The 6,567-nt window shown below is 39.8% G+C and carries 5 protein-coding genes; 3 read left to right on the top strand and 2 right to left on the bottom strand.

The window, feature by feature from the left end:
• Window positions 1-170: 170 nt before the first annotated feature.
• Window positions 171-1,085, bottom strand: coding sequence for a protease HtpX (htpX, locus tag N7Z68_RS09990; protein WP_275118328.1), 915 nt, complete (start codon window positions 1,083-1,085; stop codon window positions 171-173).
• Window positions 1,086-1,343: 258 nt separating this feature from the next.
• Between htpX and N7Z68_RS09985 the strand changes: the two genes are divergently transcribed.
• On the top strand, window positions 1,344-2,252 hold the full coding sequence (locus N7Z68_RS09985; RefSeq protein WP_275118327.1) for an ABC transporter ATP-binding protein: 909 nt from the start codon (window positions 1,344-1,346) through the stop codon (window positions 2,250-2,252).
• Between the two features lie 13 nt (window positions 2,253-2,265).
• Window positions 2,266-3,408: an ABC transporter permease gene (locus N7Z68_RS09980; RefSeq protein ID WP_275118326.1), complete on the top strand. Its 1,143-nt coding sequence runs from the start codon at window positions 2,266-2,268 to the stop codon at window positions 3,406-3,408.
• A gap of 102 nt (window positions 3,409-3,510) precedes the next feature.
• Here N7Z68_RS09980 and N7Z68_RS09975 read toward each other — a convergent pair whose 3' ends face one another.
• Window positions 3,511-5,217 carry a DUF2207 domain-containing protein gene (locus tag N7Z68_RS09975; RefSeq protein ID WP_275118325.1) on the bottom strand — a complete coding sequence of 569 codons (1,707 nt, stop codon included), beginning with the start codon at window positions 5,215-5,217 and terminating at the stop codon, window positions 3,511-3,513.
• Window positions 5,218-5,489: 272 nt separating this feature from the next.
• On the opposite strand from N7Z68_RS09975, the gene N7Z68_RS09970 reads away from it, so the two are divergent.
• A complete protein-coding gene (locus tag N7Z68_RS09970; protein ID WP_275118324.1) occupies window positions 5,490-6,467 on the top strand; it encodes a ring-cleaving dioxygenase in 978 nt (325 codons plus the stop codon).
• Window positions 6,468-6,567: the final 100 nt, after the last annotated feature.

Raw genomic sequence — 6,567 nt, 5'->3', positions numbered from 1 at the left:
GCCTCGAGCTTCCTTCAGATTCCACGTCACCATGGACACCCTTGCTTTTGGCTATGTACTTACCGCTACAAGGTCGTACTCGGGACTTTCACCCGTTAGAGTTCGCCCATGCTGGGCGAACAAAAAAAAACAACTGCCCTAAATTGGACAGTTGTTTTCTCACCATTCGCTTAACGTTGTTCTAAACGTTTAATTCTTTCATCTAAATCCGGGTGAGAAGAGAACAGGCTCATCACACCGCCTTTTCCATTGATTTTCATCGTTTGGATCGCAGAATCATCGGTGCGGTCGTTCACATTTGCGCGTTCTACATACGCTTTTAACGAGCGAAGGGCATGGGCCATTTTATCGCGGCCAGCTAAGTCAGCACCCCCGCGATCTGCATGGAATTCGCGGTAGCGTGAGAACGCCATAACGACAAGGCTTCCAAGAATTGAGAATAAGATTTGGAAGATAATAACTGCAGCAAACCGGACGATCATTTGCATTTCCGAACGAACTAATCGTGATACGAGAATGGCTGCGATACGAGCAAAGAATACCACAAATGTGTTAACGATTCCTTGCAATAGCGTCATCGTTACCATGTCACCATTCGCAACGTGGGCAACCTCGTGTGCAATAACGCCTTCAACTGCATCATCGTCCATCACATTTAATAATCCAGATGACACTGCAACTAACGAACGCTTTTTCGAAGGGCCCGTAGCAAATGCATTTACTTCAGGTGAGTTATAAATCCCAACTTCCGGCATATGAGTTAAGCCAGCTGCCCGTGATAAACGGTGAACTTTTTCGACCACACTACGTTCTTGTGGTGAAAGTGAACCGTTTGGATCAAGGACTTTAACGTTCATCATCTTTTTAGCCATCCAACGGGACATCGCTAACGAGATAAAGGACCCTGCAAAACCAACAAGTAAACTAAAGACCCCTAAAGCGACAAAATCAATTCCTAAGCCTGGGCCTCCTGTTTCAAATGAACCCCCAATGTCTGTGAACGTCGTGATGATTGACCAGACAATGACGATTGTTGTCATAACTAGAATGTTTGTTAAAAGAAAAAATAAAATTCGTTTCCCCATTATACGCCTCCATTAAAATAGTATCCTTAGTTATTTTACCATTATCTCAAAATAATAGAGAAGTAATTTAATGCTAATCCTATATAATTAATCGGTTAAATTAATGTTAACATACAGTAATGCTTTAGTACGAATAAAAGAAAAACCAATTTTGGATAAAACTTAACAAAACTTATATATAAATTGGTAAAAATTGAAACCAACATCCTATATAATCGTATTATAGGTATATAGTCAATTTGATAGAGGAGGAACTTCATGATTCAGTTCACTGAGGTTAATAAGCAGTATGGCAATCGAGTCGCCTTGAAAGATATTAATTTACATATAGAAGACGGTGTTTGTTTTGGCTTAATCGGTCCGAACGGGGCGGGGAAGTCCACGTTAATGAAGATTTTGTGTAATATTCTTGGAGATTATAAGGGAGACGTGTCTGTTTTCGGGCAACCGCTGCAAAAGGATAATACAGAAATTAAGCGACGCATCGGTTATGTCCCGCAGGATCTTGTTCTAGAAGAGAAGTTAACGGGAATTGATAATCTTAGTTTTTTTGGTCGGATTTATGGCCTGAAAGGTAAACCGTTAAAAGATCGAATGGATGAGGTCCTCCAAAAAGTTGGCCTTTTGGATCGAAAAAAAGATGCGGTTTCGTCTTATTCAGGTGGAATGAAACGTCGCTTAAATATAGCGTGTGCCTTGCTCCATGAACCAGATATCATTATTTTAGATGAGCCGACAGTCGGTGTTGACCCGCAATCAAGAAATCATATTTTTGATATTATTAATGATTTAAAAAAGGAAGGAAAAACCGTCTTGTATTCTAGTCATTACATGGAGGAAGTTGAAAGTTTATGTGATCAAATTGCTCTTATTGACCAAGGTGAAATCGTTGAAAGTGGCTCGATCCGAGAATTACTAGTGAAATACTCAACACCATCTATCTTTATCCAAGGAATCGGTGTGAAAAAAGAAGATTTAGTATCTTATGGCTCGGTCATTGAGGTGAAAGACGGCTACAAGATTGACACAGCTAAACCGCTTCAAATGCTAGAACAAATCGCTGACTTATTTTTAACAAAAGACGTGCAAATTGAACGCCTTGAAATAACTAGACCTAGTTTAGAAGATATCTTTCTATCTCTAACCGGTTCATCTTTAAGGGATTGAGAGGGGAATACATATGATCTGGAACATTATTAAAATGGAATTTAAAAAACAACTAAAAGATAAAAGCTTCTTTTTCTGGTTGCTCGGTATGCCGGTCCTCTTTATCGTGTTATTCTCATTTATTTTCGGTAACATTGACAGCATAACGTTTAATGTACATTATGTCGATGAAGACCGGACGGAAATGTCGGAGCAGTTCCTAACGATAATTGATGAAGCTGAAGTATTTGAGCTTCATGAAGAAACCAACGTTGAGCAGGCGATCGAAGAGATTAGGAGCGGCAATATTACAACACTTGTGTATATTCCTGAAGGCTTTCAAGAACGGATGTATGCAGGGGAAACCAATTTTATTGAATTTCACTACGACTCTTTGAAACAGGATAGCGTGAATCCAGTTCACAACTTGGTTGAAAATATCTCCTACTCATTCCAACAACAGAAAATTGAACAAGTACTTGTGGATCACGTGGAAAATGGTATGCAGCGTGCCGCATTACTCGAACAGCCGTTTTCAATCAACGCACAAGAACAACAATCAGATGGGGTCAATGCGATTACCCAAATTGTTCCCGGCTATGCGGTCATGTTTAGTTTTTTCATTATCATTTCAATGGTCAATTCATTTTTAAAAGATAAAGATCATGGCATGCTTGCACGTTTAGCGACAACACCAATGAATAAATATGAGTATTTACTAGGAAAGTGGTTCACGTTTATTATTATCGTATTTATCCAGATTTGGGCACTTCTTGGATTTGGGTATTTCGTCTATGACTTGTATTTAGGGGATTTGCTGGCGATCGCAGCATTATCTTTTGCTTTAACTTTGACAACAACAGGAATTGGGCTGGCCATCTCTTTAATTTCAAGCACTGAAAACTTCGGGATCATCTTCACACAAGTTTTAGCTTTAGGAGGAGCGATGCTCGGTGGTCTTTGGGTGCCGCTCGAACTGATGCCGGACTTCATGCAGACGATGGCACTATTCGTCCCGCAGTATTGGGCACAGAGCGGTTTCCAAGACATCATGCTCAGAGAAGCCGGTGTTGCTGATATTTATGTCTCCATTCTCGTTTTATTAGGAGTAGCTGTCATCGGACTATTATTTGCCGGAAAGTATTACAATCGGTTTTTAAAAGGAGCAAAAAGCTAAAAACGCTTCCTGCTGACCATCACTAAAAGAAGCTCATTCATCAGGCATGCATACCTGTTTGAATGAGCTTCTTTTATCTAGAAAAACTACTAAACCAATCCATTAGAACGCTCCTGAACCGCCGCCGCCTCCACCAGCACCGCTTCCAGAACTAGTTGACCCGCTACTTGAGGTAGAACTTGTACTTGAACTTGTCGTATGACTTGCTGTTGTAAAGTTTGTCACGGCTACGGAGCCAACAGTTGTCATCGTTAGCCAGTCGTCGGATGGATCATGATGAGTGGATGGACGATTTTTAAATGCGGTTACTAACTCATCATTCTTATTGCGTAATGACTTTTCATGAATGCCTAGTCCGTAGATGTAAGCCCGCATGCGTTCATCTTCTGACCACCGTTCCCAATCGGACTGCGTTAAATGTTTATAGTTCTCTCGAAATTGTTTCCATTCTAACACAATCTTTGTACCATCATACGTTTTTGGCCGATACGCAAGAGCATAGAGAACCGTTGTACAAAAAAGAGAAAGTGAAGCGATAAACGCAAGTACCAGATCATAAACAGGAAAAAGAATAAGGAACGGAAAGAAAATCAGGCTTGAAAAACCGACCCATATGCGATAATTTTTTTTATTTTCATAGAGATCGTATGTTTGAATTTCTTCCTTCACTGCCTTTTGCCAGTTGGTTAAATCCGTATGGTAGCGATTATGATTTTTTTCATTTTTCGTATACTTCTTTAAATCACTAAAGCGAAAATGACCGCCCTTTCCAACAGTATAGAATAACCAGTTGATCAGAAGGCGTTCGTGGTGCACGGTACCTTCACGATGGACGACCTCAAAATGATCATCCGCTGCTTTTTTTACAAACCCTTGACGAACTAAATCAAGTAAGGCGGCTGCCAGAGCTTGAGGGGAGAAATGATTGTAACTTGTAAAAAAGATCGTTGCCGGCAAACTCATTACCTGTTGAGGTAAAGCTTTACAGTCCTTCACTTCACGGCGGATCGCTGAATGTTTAGCTCTTACTTCAAGAATACTTTTTAAAATTAAAAAGAACAGAACAAGGGCAAAAGCCGGCAGAGCGATTCGTGCGATAGAAGAGAGGGTTTCTCTTGTTGTTATTTTTGATTCTGCTTTAGCTATTAAGTTTTTCTGTTGGTTTAATAATTGATCTTTGATAGGTTCCGTTGAGTATACTGGTGCGGCGCTAAATAATTCCGCCTTGTAACCAATACGAATATCGCCGTTTGTTCTTTTTGGAACGGATCCGAAGTTATAGACAACGGAACCATCAGGCTGGATATCCTCTTTTGAAAAAGCTTCATCATAACCGAACGCAATCACATCACGGGTAGGAGAAGGAGGGTAAACGGTTACTTTGTAGTGTCCATATCTTGTTTCATTCTCACGACTGAAGAACGGCCAATAAAACTGAGCGTAATCTTTATACACTTTAACGCCATCCTGAATTGTATAGTGAAGTTGGACTGTAATCGTCTCATTTTTTCCTTTACGATGAATGTTAAAATATTCACCTTCACGTTCGACAACTAGTGGTACTCCTTGTTCTAATGCAGAAAAATTCGTAATTTCAGTGTTTTCTTGTGGAATTAGTAATCGGCTGATCCCATTAAATTCACTGTCAAAGTCATAGGTAAACGTTTCTTTCACTTCAACATTTCCATTGCTTTGGAGGTGAGCGGTGATTTCAACATTAGGTATCGTAAACTCAACCGCTAAACTTTGAATCGGAAATAAAAATAGTAGTGCAATGGTAAGTAAGGTTGCTAGATTTATTTTTTTCAAATTCTTCACCTTCTTTCTATACGTAATACGAATGAACTAGCGTAATGGTTTCAAATCATTTTTAGTGAACGGTGATTGAACTTCGGGCGGCTATGCTATTGACAAAGAAAGAGAATATATGATAAATTTATCTCGAATTAAAGATAATTTAAATCAAGATACTTTTTTTGAAACTTGGCTAGTTTACGATAGAAGAGAGTTCCGGAGCTTACGCCGCTCAAGAAACAATAGGAAAAAATACCAAATAGAAATGTTTAATAGGAGGTCCACACATGAATAACTTAAAAGGACTGCACCACGTAACGGCGATTACGAGTAGTGCTGAGAAAAATTATGAGTTTTTCACCTATGTTTTAGGTATGCGATTAGTAAAAAAGACGGTCAACCAAGATGATATTCAAACGTATCATTTATTTTTTGCCGATGATAAAGGTAGTGCCGGGACGGATATGACGTTCTTTGATTTTCCAGGCATTCCAAAAGGATCACACGGCACAAATGAAATTTTCAAAACATCGTTCCGCGTACCAACCGATGCGGCATTAGATTATTGGGTCAAACGTTTTGACCGATTGGAAGTAAAACATACGGGCATTCAAGTACAATTCGGGAAAAAGACATTGTCTTTTGTCGATTTTGAAGATCAGCAATATCAATTAATTTCTGATGAATTCAATAAAGGGGTTGCCTCCGGCACACCATGGCAAAAAGGTCCGATCCCGCTAGAGTATGCGATTACTGGCTTAGGCCCTTTATTTATTCGTGTTGCTCAATTTGACTTTTTTAAAGAAATGCTTGAAAAAGTGTTATTGTTTAAAGAAATTGACCAAGATGGTTCCATTCATTTATTTGAAGTCGGTGAGGGAGGCAACGGAGCACAAGTGGTTGTGGAACATAATACCGTTCTTCCGCAAGCAAGACAAGGGTTTGGAACGGTACACCACGCAGCCTTTCGCGTGGATGATCGTTCGGAGCTAGAGGCATGGGATCAACGACTGCGCAGTTTCGGCTTTCAAACATCTGGTTTTGTTGACCGGTTCTTCTTCGGATCGTTGTATTCAAGAGTGGCACCGCAAATTTTATTTGAATTTGCAACAGATGGACCTGGTTTTATGGGCGATGAGCCATATGAAACGCTCGGTGAAAAACTATCTTTACCGCCATTTTTGGAGCCAAAGCGGAATGAGATTGAAAGATACGTACGCCCAATTGATACCGTCCGTAGTACAAAGGAATTTGTGAAGGAATAAAAAGAATTTCTGCATTCGTGATCTCGCCCTGTATTTATGAAGTTAAGAATGATTATAGGTGCTCTATAAACTGCTGACACATTTCGGCCAATAAATTCAC

The organism is Alkalihalobacterium chitinilyticum (genome assembly GCF_029028005.1).
GTDB lineage: Bacteria > Bacillota > Bacilli > Bacillales > Bacillaceae_F > Alkalihalobacterium > Alkalihalobacterium chitinilyticum.
This window is presented reverse-complemented; position numbering and strand designations above follow the sequence as displayed.

What these genes read in the sequence shown, in the direction of transcription:
- htpX (WP_275118328.1), bottom strand. Translation starts at nt 1,085, where the DNA reads ATGGGGAAACGAATTTTATTTTTTCTTTTAACAAACATTCTAGTTATG.
- N7Z68_RS09985 (WP_275118327.1), top strand. Translation starts at nt 1,344, where the DNA reads ATGATTCAGTTCACTGAGGTTAATAAGCAGTATGGCAATCGAGTCGCC.
- N7Z68_RS09980 (WP_275118326.1), top strand. Translation starts at nt 2,266, where the DNA reads ATGATCTGGAACATTATTAAAATGGAATTTAAAAAACAACTAAAAGAT.
- N7Z68_RS09970 (WP_275118324.1), top strand. Translation starts at nt 5,490, where the DNA reads ATGAATAACTTAAAAGGACTGCACCACGTAACGGCGATTACGAGTAGT.